The organism is Brevibacillus sedimenti (assembly GCF_020923495.1).
Taxonomy (GTDB): domain Bacteria; phylum Bacillota; class Bacilli; order Brevibacillales; family Brevibacillaceae; genus Brevibacillus; species Brevibacillus aydinogluensis.
On record NZ_CP064048.1, the window covers coordinates 3,077,977 to 3,095,035 of the forward strand.

11 protein-coding genes are annotated in these 17,059 nt (G+C 56.4%); 9 read left to right on the forward strand and 2 right to left on the reverse strand.

The features are described 5' to 3' along the window. Window positions 1–49 precede the first annotated feature (49 nt). The gene (locus tag IRT44_RS15130; protein ID WP_171564857.1) at window positions 50–388 is read right to left on the reverse strand and encodes a histidine triad nucleotide-binding protein; all 339 of its coding nucleotides are present in this window, start codon (window positions 386–388) and stop codon (window positions 50–52) included. A 324-nt stretch (window positions 389–712) separates the two neighbouring features. On the opposite strand from IRT44_RS15130, the gene fdhF reads away from it, so the two are divergent. From fdhF to IRT44_RS15170, 8 genes are all read left to right on the forward strand, one after another. After that, window positions 713–3,670 carry a formate dehydrogenase subunit alpha gene (gene fdhF / locus IRT44_RS15135; RefSeq protein ID WP_171564856.1) on the forward strand — a complete coding sequence of 986 codons (2,958 nt, stop codon included), beginning with the start codon at window positions 713–715 and terminating at the stop codon, window positions 3,668–3,670. Continuing rightward, on the forward strand, window positions 3,670–4,149 hold the full coding sequence (locus tag IRT44_RS15140) for a helical membrane plugin domain-containing protein (protein WP_171564855.1): 480 nt from the start codon (window positions 3,670–3,672) through the stop codon (window positions 4,147–4,149). Before fdhF ends, IRT44_RS15140 begins: the two co-directional genes overlap by 1 nt. A gap of 26 nt (window positions 4,150–4,175) precedes the next feature. Continuing rightward, the gene (locus tag IRT44_RS15145) at window positions 4,176–4,586 is read left to right on the forward strand and encodes a Na-translocating system protein MpsC family protein (protein WP_230076921.1); all 411 of its coding nucleotides are present in this window, start codon (window positions 4,176–4,178) and stop codon (window positions 4,584–4,586) included. A 384-nt stretch (window positions 4,587–4,970) separates the two neighbouring features. Continuing rightward, a complete protein-coding gene (locus IRT44_RS15150; RefSeq protein ID WP_212132047.1) occupies window positions 4,971–6,212 on the forward strand; it encodes an exo-beta-N-acetylmuramidase NamZ family protein in 1,242 nt (413 codons plus the stop codon). A 13-nt stretch (window positions 6,213–6,225) separates the two neighbouring features. Next, a complete protein-coding gene (locus IRT44_RS15155; RefSeq protein ID WP_230076922.1) occupies window positions 6,226–7,938 on the forward strand; it encodes a serine hydrolase domain-containing protein in 1,713 nt (570 codons plus the stop codon). 53 nt (window positions 7,939–7,991) lie between these two features. Continuing rightward, entirely contained in the window at window positions 7,992–10,043 is a 2,052-nt protein-coding gene (gene nagZ, locus IRT44_RS15160; protein ID WP_230077889.1) for a beta-N-acetylhexosaminidase, read from the forward strand. Between the two features lie 116 nt (window positions 10,044–10,159). Continuing rightward, complete coding sequence (locus tag IRT44_RS15165; protein WP_230076923.1) at window positions 10,160–11,575, forward strand: hypothetical protein; 1,416 nt, start codon at window positions 10,160–10,162, stop codon at window positions 11,573–11,575. A gap of 310 nt (window positions 11,576–11,885) precedes the next feature. Then, window positions 11,886–13,274, forward strand: a complete 1,389-nt coding sequence (locus IRT44_RS15170; protein ID WP_171564851.1) for an aspartate kinase — start codon at window positions 11,886–11,888, stop codon at window positions 13,272–13,274. Window positions 13,275–13,325: 51 nt separating this feature from the next. Here the strand turns inward: IRT44_RS15170 and IRT44_RS15175 are convergent, their stop codons facing one another. Beyond that, window positions 13,326–14,558, reverse strand: coding sequence for an MFS transporter (locus IRT44_RS15175; protein WP_230076924.1), 1,233 nt, complete (start codon window positions 14,556–14,558; stop codon window positions 13,326–13,328). 901 nt (window positions 14,559–15,459) lie between these two features. On the opposite strand from IRT44_RS15175, the gene IRT44_RS15180 reads away from it, so the two are divergent. After that, a complete protein-coding gene (locus IRT44_RS15180; RefSeq protein ID WP_171564849.1) occupies window positions 15,460–16,713 on the forward strand; it encodes an MFS transporter in 1,254 nt (417 codons plus the stop codon). Window positions 16,714–17,059 lie beyond the last annotated feature (346 nt).

Genomic DNA, 17,059 nt, shown 5'->3' on the forward strand with positions numbered 1-17,059 from the left:
CGTACGGGCAAGCGTTGTCTTTTTTCATGCGGCTCGGTGCTGTGGCCGCTTACATCGTCCACTGCAGCTGACGGCCGCCGATCACGTGGTAGTGAATGTGGAAGACGGTCTGCTGGCCGTGCTTGCCGATGTTGGTCACGACGCGGAATCCGTCCTGGTTCACGCCGGTCAGCTCGGCTACTTTTTGCAGACCCAGGTGCAGATGGCCGATCAGCTCCTTGTCTTCCGGCTGAATCTCCATCAGCGAGGAGATGTGCTTCTTCGGAATGACCAGCACATGCACCGGCGCGATCGGATTGATGTCGTGAAACGCCAGGATGTGATCGTCCTCATACACCTTTTTCGACGGCAGTTCTCCCTGCACGATTTTGCAAAAAATGCAGTCCATTGCGGCATCCTTCCTTTTTTGTTTTTCTCTCTTATATTGGATGAGATTCGCCATAAACATCCTATTTCCTGTCGGATGATGAGGCCGCGTGCAAGCGTTTTTACCTTGCAATCTTCCTCCATTTGGTTATAATGAGGGTGAGAAGTTCATTGATGCTTGCAGGAATGCACTCATTTCTGGCACATCCTGGCTTCTCAGTTCTTATGGCGGGATTGATAACTGGTATGGAAGATGCTAAGTATTAACCCACCATAAAACAGCTTGAGCGCTTTTTGCAGGCGCGGGTTGTTTTATGGTGGGTTTTTTGCTTCAGAGGAGGGACCGATGGAACAGAAAACAGTGCGATTCCACTTGAATGGTGAGGTACACGAGGCCAAAACAGGCACCCGCGTCCTGGACTACATGCTGGAGAACGGGATCGAACATCCGCACATCTGCTATTCGCCGGTGTTGGGGCCGATTCAGAGCTGCGACACCTGTATGTGCGAGGTCGACGGCAAGATCATGCGCGCCTGCTCGACGACGATCACCGAGGGCATGCAGATCGAGAGCGCATCCGCCCGTGCCCGCGCCGCCCAAATGGAAGCGATGGACCGGGTACTGGAAAACCACATGCTCTACTGTACGGTGTGCGACAACAACAACGGAAACTGCCGCGTGCACAACACGACAGAACTCCTGCACGTGCAGCATCAAAACCGTCCGTTCCGGGAAAAAGGGTACGAAGTCGACATGTCCCACCCGTTTTACCGCTACGATCCCAACCAGTGCATTTTGTGCGGACGCTGCGTCGAGGTGTGTCAGGATCTGCAGGTGAACGAAACGCTGACCATTGACTGGGCGCGGGATATGCCGCGGGTCATCTGGGACGACGACAAGCCGATCAACGAGTCGTCCTGTGTCTCCTGCGGCCAGTGCGTCACCGTATGCCCGTGCAACGCGCTGATGGAGAAGTCGATGCTGGGCCAAGCGGGGTTCATGACCGGCCTGGACAAAGACCTGCTCAATCCGATGATCGATCTGGTCAAGCAAGTGGAGCCGGACTATGGCAGCGTCATGGCCATTTCCGAAATCGAAGCGGCCATGCGTGAGACCCGCACGAAGAAGACCAAGACGGTCTGCACGTTCTGCGGTGTGGGCTGTTCGTTTGAAGTGTGGACGAAAGGACGCCAGATTTTGAAAATTGAACCGACGGAAGATGCGCCGGTCAACAGCGTTTCCACATGCGTCAAAGGCAAGTTCGGCTGGGATTTTGTCAACAGCGACCAGCGCCTGACCACGCCGCTGATCCGACGAGGGGACGCATTCGTTCCGGCGAGCTGGGACGAAGCACTCACGCTGATTGCCGAGAAACTGGGCGCGATCAAGCAAACGCATGGCGGCAGCGCGCTCGGCTTCATCAGTTCGTCCAAGACGACCAACGAGGAAGCGTACCTGGTGCAGAAGCTGGCCCGTCAGGTATTTGAAACCAACAACGTGGACAACTGCGCCCGTTACTGTCAGACGCCGGCTTCAGACGGGCTGATGAATACGGTGGGCATTGGCGGTGACTCCGGCACGATCAAGGACATCGCATCCGCTGGATTGGTGATCATTGTCGGAGCCAACCCGGCGGAGGGGCATCCGGTGCTTGCCACCCGCATCAAACGGGCGAAGAAGCTGTACGGCCAGAAACTGATCGTCTCCGATCTGCGCAAACACGAGATGGCGGAACGTTCCGACTTGTTCCTGCACCCGCGGCAGGGGACAGACTTTGTCTGGATCACGGCTGTGGCCAAGTACATCATCGATCAGGGATGGCATGACGAAGCCTTTATCAAAGCCCGCGTGAACAACTACGAAGCATACCTGAAACATGTGGAAAAGTACACGCTGGACTATGCGGAAGAGGTGACCGGCATCCCGAAGGAACAGCTGATCAAAGCCGCGACGATGATTCACGAAGCGGACGGCACGTGCGTGCTGTGGGGAATGGGCGTGACGCAGAATGTCGCCGGTTCGCACACTTCCATGGCGATTGCCAACCTGCTATTGATCACCGGCAACTTCGGCCGTCCGGGGGCGGGCGCCTATCCGCTGCGCGGCCACAACAACGTGCAGGGCACCTGCGACATGGGGGCGCTGCCCAGCTTCCTGCCGGGGTATCAGAGCGTCAAAGATGAGGTGGCCCGGAAGCGGTTTGAACACGCTTACGGTGTATCCATTTCCAGCGAGCCGGGACTGACCAGCATTCAAATGCTGGAAGCGATCGGCAAAGGCACGCTGAAAGCGATGTACGTGGTAGGCGAAGACATGGCCTGGGTGGATTCCAACTCCAACCACGTCCATGAGATGTTAAGCCAGCTGGAATTCTTCGTCGTGCAGGACGTCTTTTTCACCAAGACGGCCCAGTTTGCCGACGTGATTCTGCCGGCCGCGCCGTCTCTCGAAAAGGAAGGGACGTTTACCAATACGGAGCGCCGCATTCAGCGTCTGTACCAGGTGTTTGAACCGCTTGGGGAGTCCAAGCCGGACTGGTGGATCATTCAGGAAGTCGCCAAGCGGATGGGCTTCGACTGGAACTACAGCCACCCGGGCGAAATCATGGACGAAATCGCCTCGCTCACGCCGTTTTTCGCCGGCGTCTCCTACGATCGTCTGGAAGGCTGGAACAGCCTGGTGTGGCCGGTTCACCCGGATGGAACGGACGAACCGCTTCTCTACAAGGAGCGCTTCAACTTCCCGGACGGCCGGGCGCGCTTGTCGCTGGTGGATTACGTGCCGCCGGTCGAATATCCGGCGGAATTTGACCTCGTCGTCAACAACGGCCGGATGCTGGAACATTTCCACGAGGGCAATCTGACCGGCAAATCTTCAGGTATTACCTACAAGGTGCCGGACGTCTTCGTCGAAGTGTCGCCGGAGCTGGCCCGCGAACGCGGCATTCAGGACGGCACGCTGGTCCGCCTGGTGTCCCCGTACGGCGCAATCAAGCTGCGGGCGGTGGTCACCAATCGCGTCCACGGCAAGGAACTGTTTGTCCCGATGCACTCCGCCAGCCACGAAAACGCGATCAACATCCTGACCGGCAACGCCGTGGACGTGCGGACGCAGACCCCGGCCTACAAGCAGGCCAAGGTGCGCATGGAAATCCTCGAACGGGACGGGGAAAATCCGCTGCCGAGATACAATCCGCGCTACGCCAAGCGCAACCCGCAGTTGGGCGTGCAGGTGGAACGCAAATGGGCGCGCAGCGACTACGAGCCCATCGCAGATGTCAACGCGGCAGGAGGTGCGCAATAATGGCAAAACCGACGACGAAAATCGTGCGGCCTGTGCTCACCGAAGCAGAAAAGCAGGCGCAGGCGCTGGAGCAGGTGAAACAAGATGCGGCGCAGCACGCGGAAGGCATCCGCGAAGCGCTGAAACTGCTGCAGGAATTGCATGACAGCGGCATTCTGGAGGCGCTGAAGTCGCTCATCGAAGCAAAGGAAAAGGTGGCCAAGATCGCCGTGGGCCAACTGCTTCGCCCGCCTGTCACCAACTCGATCAACAACGCGATGGCAGCGGCCGAAGCTCTGGCGGAAATCGAGCCGGACATGACCAAAAAGCTGGTCGGCAGTCTGGTCCAAGGGCTGCAGCAGGCCAAAGCAGGGCTCGAACAGGACAGCAAAGTGGGCCTGTTTGACCTGGTCAGAGCGCTGCAGGACCCTGACATTAACCGGGCGATCAGCTTCGGCCTCAACCTGTTGAAAGGCATGGGGCAGGGATTGAAAGAGTAAATGTTGGCATGAGATGTGGTGATTGGATGTCCAGACGTGTGGAACATGAATTCAGCAAGCTCGTACGCGAGATTCGCAAGGAATACGTGGGCTGCGGCCCGCAGAAGATCCGGACGCGATTCGTGGGCCCGTGGGCCATCACCGAGATGACTGGCAACTTGACCGACGTGGAAAAGTGGATGATTGATTCGGAAGAGGGCCGGCGCATCATCCATGAGACGAGAACGAAAATGGTCAAAGACATTTACAAACATGCCGAGGTGGTTGAGAAACTGGAAAAACTGGTCCACGCGAAACTTGTTACGCTGTTTGCGGACATCAATCTCGCAAGCGATGTCGCGATCACGGTGTTCGTATTTGACCGGGATATCCAGTCCGACGCACGATGGTTTGCCCGTTCGTCGGTGTCACGGAGAACGCCCGTGGGCTCCCCGTAATTGTTGCCCACCAGGAGCATGCGGCCGCGTCTGCATCCAGTCCGGATGTGGGCGCGGCTATTTTTCGTATGAAAGTAGAGCGCTGGCCGCGTACGTTTCCTGCCAATCTCTCTAGTCAAAAGGAACTAGGTGTATAGTAAGGGAAATATTTGAAGAAAATACATAAATATAGGTAATCATTCCCAAGAAAAAAGACTGGACAGCCTATATGATTAGGATATACTTACAGAATTTTCTGTCAAAGAAATCTCCATTCCAGAGAGGAGGGGGCAGGAGTCAAGCGGGTTTTCTCGACAAGGTGAAAGGGAATGTCGCGGCTTTTTCCATTTGCAGTCGACTATGTTCACACACGAGGTGATCCTGTTGATACTCATCCGCTGGTCGATGCTTCTTCTGTCACTGGCACTGCTGGGTACGATAAGCATGGCGGGTGCGGCCGCTCCCGGATTGGCCAAGGATAAGCCAAACGGCCGCAGCGTCCAGACGGGCATCGAGGTGCTGCTTGACAAACCGGATCTGGTCAAAGGGAAAAGAGTGGGGTTGATCACCAACCCGACCGGTGTTACCAGTGATCTGACGCACGACGTCGATGCCCTGCTGGCCAAAAAAGTGAACCTGGTGGCCGTCTACGGACCGGAGCACGGTATTCGCGGAACAGAACAGGCCGGTTCGGCGCCTGGCACCTACGAAGACCCGAAAACGGGGCTGCCGTTTTACAACCTGTACAACAAGTCGCCGGAAGAGATCGCGCCGCTGTTTCGGGATGTGGATGTCGTGTTGTTTGACATCCAGGATGTCGGTTCCCGATTCTATACCTACATATCAACGATGGCGTACGCGATGAAAGCGGCCGCATTGGAGGACAAACCGTTTATTGTGTTGGACAGACCCAACCCGATCGGCGGGGAAAAAGTGGAGGGCCCCGTTCTCGAGCCCGGTTACGAGTCGTTTGTCGGAATTTACCCCATCCCGATTCGCCACGGTATGACCGTGGGTGAACTGGCCATGCTGTTTAACGATCAGTATCTGGAAAAGGAGATCGGGAAAAAAGCGGATCTCACGGTCGTGAAGATGAAAGGCTGGAAGCGGGACATGTGGTATGATGAAACGGGTCTTCCCTGGGTGCTGCCTTCCCCCAACATGCCGACGTTGGAGACAGCGACGGTCTATCCGGGCAACTGTCTGTTTGAAGCGACCAACCTGTCCGAAGGCCGGGGAACGACGCGGCCCTTTGAACTGATCGGTGCACCATACATCAAGGCGTGGGAGCTGGCCGACCGGATGAATGCGCGCCGACTGCCTGGTGTCAGCTTCCGCGAGGCGTATTTCAATCCGACGTTTTCCAAGCACGCGGGCGTGAATGTCGGCGGGCTGCAGGTATACGTGACCGACCGGAACAAGTACGATCCGATTCACACAGCTCTCGCCATTATCGAGGAAGTCAAAGACCTGTATCCGGACGACTTCGCCTGGAGAGCCGACAACTGGATCGACAAGTTGACCGGATCGGACAAGGTCCGCAAGGCGATGGACGCAGGCACGCCTGTCGAGGAGATCGTCAAATCGTGGCGGGGTGAATTGGACGCATTCAAGAAACTGCGCAAGTCCTATCTGCTGTACCACTAGGGAGGAGTAGACGATGAACAAACGCGCCGCAATGATTGGACTGTGCGTCTGCTTGTCATGGGGAGCGTTCATACTGCCGACAGTTGCCGCCAAGCACGGCGAAGAGGCGCACTCGGCATTGGAAGCGCAGGAAAAAAAGACAAAGCCTGTCAAGCACCCGCTGTCTCATCCCTGGGACAAACCCGGCCCCTCCTCCGCCATCCTGCATCCGGGAGCACCTGCCGCCGCAGGGATGACGCCTGCACCGTTGCGAGAAATCGACTCATTCATTGAAACGGCAATCCAGGACGGCGTGATGCCGGGTGCGGTCGTGCTGATCGCCAGACGCGGAGTGATTGTCAAGGAACAGGCGTATGGCTATGCCGCCCGCTTCGCCGACGACCAGGGGAATTTGCTGGACCAACCAGTAGCGATGCGGACCGACACCATCTTTGACCTGGCGTCAATCAGCAAGCTGTTTACCTCCACCGCCGTCATGCAGCTTCACGAGCAAGGGCTGTTCCAACTGGATGATCCGGTGGCCAGGTACATCCCGGCGTTTGCGGAAAACGGCAAGGAGGACGTGACCATTCGACAGCTCTTGACCCACACCTCCGGCTTTGAACCATTCATTCCCCTGTACAAGATGGGGAACAGCCGGGAGGAGCGGCTGGAGATCGCTGTTCGCCATCCCCTTGTCAACAAGCCTGGCAGTGCGTACGTATACAGCGACCTCAACCTGATTGCACTGGGGGTGCTGGTGGAGAAACTGAGCGGCCAGCGCCTGGACGAATACGTCCGTGAGCACATCACCAAGCCCCTGCGCATGACGGATACGATGTACAATCCGCCTGAGCGCTTGCAGAAACGGACGGCGGCGACGGAGTACCAGCCCTGGACAAACCGGGAGCTGGTCTGGGGCCAGGTGCATGATGAGAATGCATGGGCGCTGGACGGCGTCGCCGGGCATGCCGGGGTGTTCAGCACTGCCCGCGATTTGGCTGTCTTTGCACAGATGATGCTCAACGGCGGCACCTACGCCGGAAAGCGGATTTTGTCCAAACAATCGGTGAAGCTGATGATGGAAAACCAGATCCCGGAATTCCCTGGGGACGACCATGGGCTTGGTTGGGAGCTGAACCAGGGCTGGTACATGGACGCGCTGGGCGACAGCCGGACCATGGGGCATACCGGCTACACCGGCACGTCGATCGTCGTCAGTCCCAACAACGACACGATCTGCATCGTGCTGACCAACCGCGTCCATCCCACCCGCAACACCGTCTCCACCAACCCGGTTCGCCGGGGAGTCGCTCGTCTGGCCGCACTGGCGATCCCGGTGGACCTGCCCGGAAAGGACGGTGCCTGGTTTGCGGGGACAGGCGATGAGCTGGACAACACATTGACGGCAACGGCCGATCTGCCAGAAGGGGGACTCCTCACATTTGACACCTGGTACCGGATCGAAAACGAGAGCGACTTCGGCCATGTGGAAGCGTCTGTAGACGGCGAACAATGGACAGAGGTGGGGACTGCGCTTACCGGTGAAGGCGACTGGCAGACGGTTGCGTGGCAGCTTCCTGCTGGTACACAACAGGTCCGGTTCCGCTACGCTACCGATCCCAGCGTGAACGGCCGAGGCTGGTATGTGCAGAACCCGACCATTACCGACCCGTCCGGCAAGCCGGTTAAAACCGTCTGGAACCCGCTAGGCTGGACATACGAAGGCAAAAACAGGGGGAGATAATCGTGAAGCACAAAAAGCATGCAGGGCTGGCAATTTTCTTCGCGCTGCTGCTGATGTTCTGCCCGGCCGTGATTGGCGCAGACGCAGCGCCTGTGACTCCAGAAGGAGACAAGGTCGGCGTCACCGATTTGATCATCAGCCTGAACATCCCCGAGGCAGATGCGGTCGTGTCGGGCATGACGCTGCAGCTTCAGGCGCTGCATCTGTACGCGGACGGCCATTTTGAGCAGACGTCGCGCAAGCTGAGATGGCACTCCTCCAACAAAAATGTGGCCAGTGTCGATGCGCAGGGCACCGTCACGATTACCGGACACAACGGCAGAACCTTCATCTCCGTAACGGACGGCAAATTTGAGGATCGCATCGCCATTGACTACAAGGAAAAAGGGGAGCCGCAGGTACAGATCGTCAAGCAGAAAGGGAAGCGGTACGACATCATCGGCAAAGCGATCGCCGGCATGACGCTGGAAGAAAAAGTTGGCCAGATGATGATGCCCGACTTCCGCAAGTGGAACGGCACCGATGTGACCCGCATGCTTCCGGAAATTGAAGAGCTGGTGAAGAAGTACCACATCGGCGGTGTCATTTTGTTCAGGGAAAACGTGGTGGATACCGCGCAAACGGTCCGTCTCGTCCACGACTACCAGCAGGCGGCGGAAAAATACGGGTTGCTCGTGACGATCGACCAGGAGGGAGGCATCGTGACCCGGCTGCAGCAGGGCACCGACACACCGGGGAACATGGCCCTCGGAGCCACCCGTTCCACGGAACTGGCCCATCAGGTGGGCAAGGTGATCGGCAGGGAGCTTTCCGTCCTGGGCATCAACACCAACTTTGCCCCGGTCATGGACGTCAACAACAACCCGGACAATCCGGTGATCGGCGTGCGGTCATTTGGTGAAGATCCCAAGCTCGTGGCCGAGATGGGTGAGGCCTACATCAAAGGACTGCAGGAATACGGCGTAGCTGCTACGGCCAAACACTTCCCCGGCCACGGTGATACGGCTGTCGATTCCCATTTGGGACTGCCGGAAATTCCCCACGACAAGGAACGGCTGATGAATGTGGAGCTGTACCCGTTCAAGCAGGCGATGGAAGCGGGGGTGGACGCAATTATGACGGCCCATGTTACCTTCCCGAAAATCGACGACACCAAAGTCGTCTCCCGCAAAGACGGAACGGAAATCTCACTGCCTGCCACCCTGTCTCCCAAAGTGATCACCGGGTTGATCCGCGACGAACTGGGCTTTGACGGCGTGGTCTCCACCGATGCGATGGACATGCAGGCGATCGCCGACCACTTTGGTCCGGTGGACGCTGCCATTCGCGCGATACAGGCGGGCGTGGACATCGTGCTGATGCCGGTTGGACTGGAAGAAGTGACAAACGGTGTCCTGAAAGCCGTCAGCGACGGCACAATCAGCGAAGAACGGATCGACCAGTCCGTCCGCCGGATTATGACGTTGAAAGTAAAACGGGGAATTTTTAAAGCCGAGCAGCCCGCTGATGTACAGGACCAGATCGCCCGTGCCCTCGAGGTGGTCGGCTCGGCGGAGCACAAGCGGGTGGAAGCGGAAGCAGCCGCTCGTTCTGTGACCCTGGTTAAAAACGACGGGGTACTGCCGCTCAACATGGACGAAAAAGCGACCATTGCGGTGGTGGGCACCACGTATGTCGACGAACTGGCTGATGCCATCAGGAAACATCATGCCAACACCGTCACGATCAAGGTGACAAACAACACCCTGACTGACGAACAGCGAAAGCAGGTGGAGGAGGCAGACGCGGTCATTATCGGTTCCTACACGTTTGACGTAAAGGGACGTTCCTCGGACAACCCGTTGATGAAACTCTACCGGGAGATCAGCCAGCAAGCGGACACCCCCGTGATCGGCGTGGGCATCCGCAATCCGTACGACATCATGGCGTACCCGGAAGTGGATGCCTACCTGGCCCAATACGGCTTTCGCACCGCCAGCTTTCACGCGACAGCAGAGACGATCTTCGGTCAAAACGAGCCGACGGGAACACTGCCGGTCAGCATTCCGGACGGGAAAGGCGGTACCCTGTACCCGTTTGGTCACGGTCTGGGATACATTAGGTAAATCTCCGGTTCGGACGAATGGCCCGATTCGCTTGTCGAGTCGGGCTTTTTCACGTGGAAAGAGTTCGCTCCTAGATCAATTTCGTTCCCGTTGGTATAATATGGGTGTTTCGCGAAATGCTGAGCACGCTTGTTGCAATCCAGGGGGGAATGGAAAAGGTGTACGGTAACAGACGAACAGGAGTCATCCTTCTGGTCGTTTTGCTTCTAGTCCTGTTTGCTGTGAAACGATGGGACCAACCAGTCGATCAGAAGGTGATCAAAGTCGACAGGTGGGAGGAAGTCAAGCAGTATCAATATACCAAGACCCCTGGACTGAAACGGGCGGAAGAATTGGATCTTGTCCGTACCTTTGACATGAAGATCCCTGTACCCGGTACCGGCCGCACATTGTCGATCGACGAGATCTGGTACAACAGCAACCATGTTTTTTTCTTTACCAGCATTGACGTACCTTCCGGATTTCTGGGGGCTCTCCCCAATGAGAGGGAGGTGCCGATTGTCTCGTTTGTGATGGGGCTGCCGGGGGATCAGCAGGATGGACCGGGCCATCCGCTCTTTACCTTGAACTGGGAACCAAATGAAGGTGTCATTTACGACGGGCGGTTTTACAACCGCGCGACCACCAACCCGCTTTACAAGGATGGCATGACCGACATTTTGTCCAAGGTCGACGAGATCGTACTGCGGGATGTATCTGTGAGCATCGGGGGACAAACCATTCCGCTGCCTGATATTACTCTCCCCATTCGTTTTGACGTTCGCCAGGAGGTGACGGTCTCGGTACCGTTGAAGCAGGAACTGCACGCGATGGACCGCACGATCACCCTGGAGTCCCTGGAACTGGGCACGACGGTCAATCGGCTGTACTTTCGCTTCCGTTCCCCGGAACCACACGAACAGTTGAGCCATGTGTCCTTTACCCTGCATTCCGAAGCGGGAGAGGTGCGCGACTCCAACCTGAGCCGGATCGAAACAGGGCCAAACGGGCAGCATTACGTCGAATTTGAACCGTTTGACAAACGGCCGGCAAAGTTGGAACTGATCCTGCATTCGCTTTGGCTCGCGGGAGACGACCAAATCCATTTTTCGATTGATTCTGAATCATACGACCGCCACCTAAACAATGAAACAGACTCCTACCGTGAAAAAGTAGCGAAGCACCTCGCCACGATCAAAAACACCGATGTCTATCTGGATGAACTGTACTACGACGACAGGGGCATTTCCTTTTCCATTCGCTATGAGCATCAGGAAGCGGAGAAACTGCCTCGAATGCATCTGATTGTCGGAAAGCCCAACGATGCTGAAGTGGGGACCAATCGGAAACTGCCGCTGACGGTAACGGCGACAAACGAGCGGGGCGAGCCCGGTGAATACGGGCAGAGCGGCAGCGGTGAGAACACCTATCACATGTTTTTGGGCGCAGCATTTGTGCAGGCTTCCAAGCGCATTGACGTTACCGTTGACCGGTTGCTGTACGAGATAGCGGGGGAGTGGAAAACAGCATGTGAGGTGCCAAAAGGTGAATAGAGGTTCCAGGAAACGCTTGCCGGTATGGCAGGCGTTTTTACAATGGTTTGCGTATGGTTTGCGGCCAAACCGTGTTACTCTATGTCCATGTGGAATAGACAGTTGTCTTTTTGACGTAAATGGCGTAAGCTAAGAATTGACATCAGGGCCAATCGTCCGGCCGCGGCATCAGCCGCCATCGCGCAAAGGCGAAAGGGTGGCTTCCTCTTTCACGGCCGGCGTCGGGACCGCGGAAACATGCCATGAAAAGAAGAGAAGAAAGATAAAACCAGGAGAGATCACCTCACTAGAGGGATAGGAGGATCAGGAGATGAAGGTAGCAAAATTCGGGGGAACTTCGCTGGCCAGTGCCGAGCAGATCAAAAAAGTGTGCCAGATTGTGAGAGCGGACCAGGAGCGGCGGATCGTGATCGTCTCGGCGCCGGGAAAACGGCATCCAGCGGATACGAAGGTGACGGACCTGTTGATCGCTTATGCCCAACGCCGCCTGAACGAAGGCGAAGCGGAAAGCGAGAAGCAGGCCGTCATCGACCGGTTTGTGGAGATTATGGAGGGATTGGCGTTTCCTGCACAGCTTTCCCGCGAGATCGTGGCCGCACTGGAGGAGAGCCTGGCTGCGGCGCCCGTCGATCAGCCCGAACGCTTTGTGGACGCCGTCAAAGCATCGGGTGAAGACACCTGCGCCAAGTTGGTTGCGGCGTATCTGCGCCAGCTTGGCGAGCAGGCGGAGTACGTCAATCCACGGGAAGCCGGACTGTACGTAACGGATGAAGCCGGCAACGCACAGGTGCTCCCGGAGGCGTACGACCGGCTGCAGTCTCTTGGCCAGCGGCAGGGCATCGTCGTGTTCCCCGGGTTCTTCGGGTATACGCCGGACGGGGTTCTTGTCACGTTTTCCCGTGGCGGTTCGGACATAACAGGTTCCATCCTGGCTGCCGCCGTGAAGGCTGACCTGTACGAGAACTTTACCGACGTGGATTCGGTCTACGCGGTAAACCCCAACCTGATCGCCAATCCAAAAGAAATCCGCGTCGTCACCTACAGGGAAATGCGCGAGCTGGCCTATTCCGGCTTTACCGTTTTCCACGAAGAGGCGCTGCTGCCCGCATTTCGCGCCGGCATACCGGTCTGCATCAAAAATACGAACAATCCCGCCGCGCCGGGGACCAAGATCGTCTCCGGCAGGGAAACGAAAGACGCGCCGGTGGCCGGTATCGCCAGCGACAAAGGCTTTTGCAGCATCTACGTGAGCAAATACCTGATGAACCGGGAGATCGGCTTTGGCCGCAGACTGCTGCAAATTCTGGAAGAAGAAGGCATTTCGTACGAACACACGCCGTCCGGTATAGACAACATCTCCGTCATCTTGCGGGAACGGTTTTTTGACGAGGAGACGGAGTCGCGCGTCATCAAGCGGATCATGGACGAACTGCATGTGGATGAAGTCTCCGTCGAACGAAATCTGGCGCTCGTCATGATCGTCGGAGAGGGGATGAGGCGTTCCGTCGGGGTGTGCGCGCGAGCCACCACTGCCCTGGCAAACGCGCGGGTCAACCTGGAGATGATCAATCAGGGATCGTCCGAAGTGAGCATGATCTTTGGCGTCAAGGCGGACGATGCCGACAGGGCGGTGCTGGCGCTCTACCAGGAGTTTTTTACGGCGCAAAACGCTTGCCCGCAGCCGGCGGCTATCCGCTAGCGACAGTCATAAAAAATGAGGGGGAGTTCCCCCTCTTTTTTGCGTTTATCGTTACCCCTGGATTGGGACGTGTCCTTCAGATGCACGCCGCTCTTGTCTGCGGTCGTTCCCGATCAGTTTGCCTGATCTGACCAGTGCAGCCGTGACCAGCAGCGCCGCACCATTGATGAGAAACACCGCGCGAATCGGAATCAGTCCGCCCAAAAAGCCGCCCATCACGGGGCCGATCATGGTGGCCAACTGTGTGACGGACTGATTGAGACTGAACGCTCTGCCGCGAAACTCCGGTGCGGTGACGCTGACGATCAGCGCGTTGATCGACGGATAGACGGCTGCAAAAAAGAGCCCGTACACAAACCGCAGCACGCCGAAGCCGTACAGATGAGTGAAGAAAAACTGCAGGAGATTGCCAATGGCCCCGCCCACCAGGCCGATAAACAAAATCCTGGTATAACCGAGCCGAGTCCCTGCCGCTCCCCACCGAGGCGCGGCCAGCACCGTAGCGATGCCTACGGCGGAAAAGATGATGCCCGCGCTGAGCGACGCATCCTGCCGGGACGTTCCAAGCTGCAATACGTACACGGTCAGCAGCGGTTCCAGCAGCATGACGGACACGGTAACGATCATCGACAATCCCAGAACGGCAACAAACGGGCGGTTGCCCAGAGCGGTGCGCAGGTCGTCGCGTATGTTGGAACGCTCAGCGGAACGGTTTACATTGGTCTCTTTTGCGAAAAACGTGGCGATCAGCGCCGCCACCAACACGACGTACCCGGAGAAGAGAAACGCTTCCCGGGTGCCCCACAAATGGCTGACAAAGCCGCCCACGAGCGGTCCGACAATCCCTCCGGTGGCGCCGGCCGTCGACATGATGCCGAGCGCGTAGCCCACGTGTTTTTCCGGTGTGTTCGTCGCCACCAGGGCGATGGATGCCGGGACAAAACCGGCCAGCAGCCCCTGCAGTACCCGAAGCAGCAGAAATGTATACGGATCGGTGACGAAATAGTTCAAAAAGTACAACACGGCCAAGCTAAACCCTGACCGCATCAGCATCGGTTTCCGTCCGTACTGGTCGGCGAGCGATCCCCAGTAGGGAGAGATCAAGGCGCTCACCAGGAAGGTAATGCCAAACGAAATGCCCGACCACGCCTCCAGATGTTCATCGACGCCAAGAGACGTGTGGAGGAAGAGGGGCAGAAACGGTATGGAGATGGAGTACGCCGTGCTGCAAAAAAACACCCCGATCCATAGCACAACGAGATTTCGCTTCCAGGAAAACGTCATCTGTCGTCACAACCTTTGTGGAAAGAAGAGTTGCGTGATGCGATCATTTTAACATTGACTGACAAAAATGACTAATTGAGAAATTACATTGAATTGTTTCGGAAATGAAATTAGGGCGTACCACTCTTCGAAAATATTTCAAAAAAACTGCTTGACAGTTGCCAATACCCATACTATACTTTTTCCATGTCAGGCAAAACGGTTTGTGCCTGGAATCCTGTAACAGGGAAACTTTGCGTAAGGAGGCAAGAACGATCATGGTAAGTGAATTCGTACAAACAGCCAAAACGAAAACACTTCCCGATCGTTCGATTGCAGCGTAGGTTTCTTTCGCGTTCCCTTTCCGTTCCATGGGATCAGGGATTGCGAAAGGCGAGCGGCACAGCCGGAACCATACATGCATGAACACAGACGTCGGGAAGAACCATGACGTCTTTTTGCGTTTGCGAGATGGCGGGGAAAGCCCGGCGTCTTCGTAATCCGCACGAGGCGTCAGATAACAACCTGGCGTCTTTTTGTGTTTGCGAGACGCTGGAGATATGTGCCGGCCTCTTTGTGCGCAGCGCGAGACGCCGGAATGATTAATGTTCCCGCGTCTTCGTGCACAGCGTGAGACGTCGGAAACGCCCGGCGTCTTTTTGCGCTTGACGAGGTGCCGGACACCCGCCATTCATGCATGGTAAAACCGCTGTCACATATTACGTAAATCTGTGCGCTGCAATCGAATCAGTGGAGGGTTGCCCGATCAACGCAACAGGAGTGTGGAGAATGGGCAGCTGAATACCGGACCGGGACGCAACCGGACCACAGAGGAGTGATCGCCAAAACATGCGGCTGGACTTATTATCAGACATTTACATGTACATGACAAAAACACAAAAACAAAAGAAAGAGGGATGGTATGACAGCTCAAACGACTGCTAACAATTCGGCGGGAAATTTGTTCCGCAACCGGGTGGTACGGACCATTCTGCTGTCGGCGTTATTTTTGCAGATCGGCATCTGGGTCCGCAACTACGCTATTTTGCTGTACGTGATGGAGCAGACGAATGGGGACCCGATTGCCGTATCGCTCATCTCCGTGGCTGAATTTGCGCCGATTTTTCTGTTTTCCTTTATCGGGGGCACGTTTGCCGACCGCTGGCGCCCCAAGCGAACAATGATCTGGTGTGACCTGCTCAGTTCGCTTTCCATGTTTGTCGTGCTGCTTACGCTGGTGTTCGGCAGTTGGAAAGCCATCTTTTTCGCGACACTGGTCTCGTCTGTGCTGTCGCAGTTTTCGCAGCCGTCCGGCATGAAGTTGTTCAAACTGCACGTGCCGGAACAGCTCATTCAGATGGGGATGTCCATGTACCAGACGCTGATTGCACTGTTCATGATCCTGGGACCGGTTGTCGGTACATTTGTGTATCAGCATTACGGCGTCGGCGCCGCAATCGCAATCACGGGTGCAGCCTTCCTGCTGTCCGCTGTCGTGCTTGTGATGCTGCCGCCTGATCGCGACGTGGAGAAGCAGGATGAGAACACCACCTTCTGGCAGGAGATGAAGGCAGGCTTGCGCTATGTGCAGGGGAACCGGACGTTGACCCTCCTCGGCGGCTGTTTTGCTGCAGCGGGGTTTGCGATTGGTCTGACGCAGCCGTTGGTGGTATTCCTCGTCACCGAACGTCTCGGACTGCCGAAGGAGAACCTGCAATGGCTGATGGCCGTCAACGGCGTCGCCATGATCCTCGGTGGAGGAGTGATGATGGGCCTGGCGAAAAAAATTGCCCCGCAAAAGCTCCTCATGCTGGGGATGACCGTGAGCGCCTGCGGTTTCCTGGTGATGGGACTGTCGACTGAACTGTGGCTGACGCTGACGGCCCAATTCATCAACGGTCTGGTCATACCGTGCATCCATATCGGAATCAACACGTTGATTCTGCAAAACACCGAAGCATCGTTTGTCGGGCGTGTCAACGGCATTCTAAGCCCGCTGTTCATGGGCGCGATGGTGCTGATGATGAGCATCACCGGATGGTTGAAAGCCACATTCTCGCTGGTGACGATGTTCGAGGTGGCTACCGCGCTGTTCTTCATTGGGGTGGCGGTGATTCTACCGCTGCTCAAACAGCAGCAGGGGGGAGCTCCGCAAAAAGTCGTACAGCCGGAATAAAACGGAATAAAATAGGAATACAAAAATCGAGTCGTGTGAATACGCAGGTACCCAGTAAGGCGTACCTGCGTTTTTCATTCGTTCCGTTTTTATTGGTTCAAAGAACGCATGGACATGGCATAGGAATAGATACAGCGTACATGGTTGAAAAGAAGCATATTATCAGTTCATGAAATGGCATTTTCATGAACTGATACAAAAAAATAGACAGAAAGCCATCCACAAGGCACCAGCTGATCTCCATTTTTGGCGAACGATATTGTTCGTTCTTGACAACTTGCGTTTTGTATGGGCTTTGGCAACGTTGTCTATGCCAGGATGCTGCTTGAACCGCTAGCCAGCGACG